Source organism: Rhizobium sp. CCGE 510, from assembly GCF_000292525.1.
Classification (GTDB): Bacteria; Pseudomonadota; Alphaproteobacteria; order Rhizobiales; family Rhizobiaceae; genus Rhizobium.
In genome coordinates, this window is record NZ_AEYF01000118.1 from 1 (window position 1) to 663 (window position 663).

At 60.3% G+C, this 663-nt stretch carries 1 protein-coding gene and 1 pseudogene; both read left to right on the forward strand.

The features are described from left to right. Positions 1 to 91: pseudogene (locus RCCGE510_RS35035) on the forward strand (conjugal transfer protein TrbF); the annotation flags it as partial. 97 nt (positions 92 to 188) lie between these two features. Beyond that, positions 189 to 663 (forward strand): TrbG/VirB9 family P-type conjugative transfer protein (locus tag RCCGE510_RS32740; protein WP_192815381.1); only part of this gene is annotated, 475 nt, incomplete at its 3' end.

Below are 663 nucleotides of genomic sequence, written 5' to 3' on the forward strand. Positions count from 1 at the left end.
CACATTGACCCCGCCCCAGGACGAGGGCGTCATCCGGCTTAACCCGATCGGTCTTTATCTCAAGGACTTCGACTGGACCGCACAGCTTTGAAAGGCATGGCCACCCCATGATCAAGAATTTTTGGACTGGCCAGGCGCGCTTCGCCTTCTGCCTGGCTTTGCCCCTGTCGTCGTGTTTGATCGCTGCGATGGGTTTCGTTTCGACGGCGCATGCCCAACAGGTTTCCGCCAATGAGCGGAAGGGCATCAACATTTCTGGCAAATGGCGTGGAACCAGCGGCCTGGTGACCAAGGGTGACGATGGCAAGATCATCTTCCTCTATGGCGAGGTGCAGCCGTCGGTGGTCTGCTCGCCGCTGCAGGTCTGCGATATCGAGCTGCAGCCGGGCGAGGTCGTACGCGACGTTTTGGTCGGAGACACCGTACGCTGGAAGGTCGAGCCGGCAACCTCGGGGGCAGCGGGCGGGCAGACGATCCATCTGATCGTCAAGCCGTCGGAGCCGGGTTTGGTCACGTCGATGGTCGTCACTACATCGCGGCGCACCTATCATATCCAGCTCAAGTCCCATCCGACCCAGTATATGGCGCGGGTCGGATTCGAATATCCCGAAGACGTCTCAACCAAGCTCGCCGATATCAACGCGCGCCTGGAGGCCAGCACCA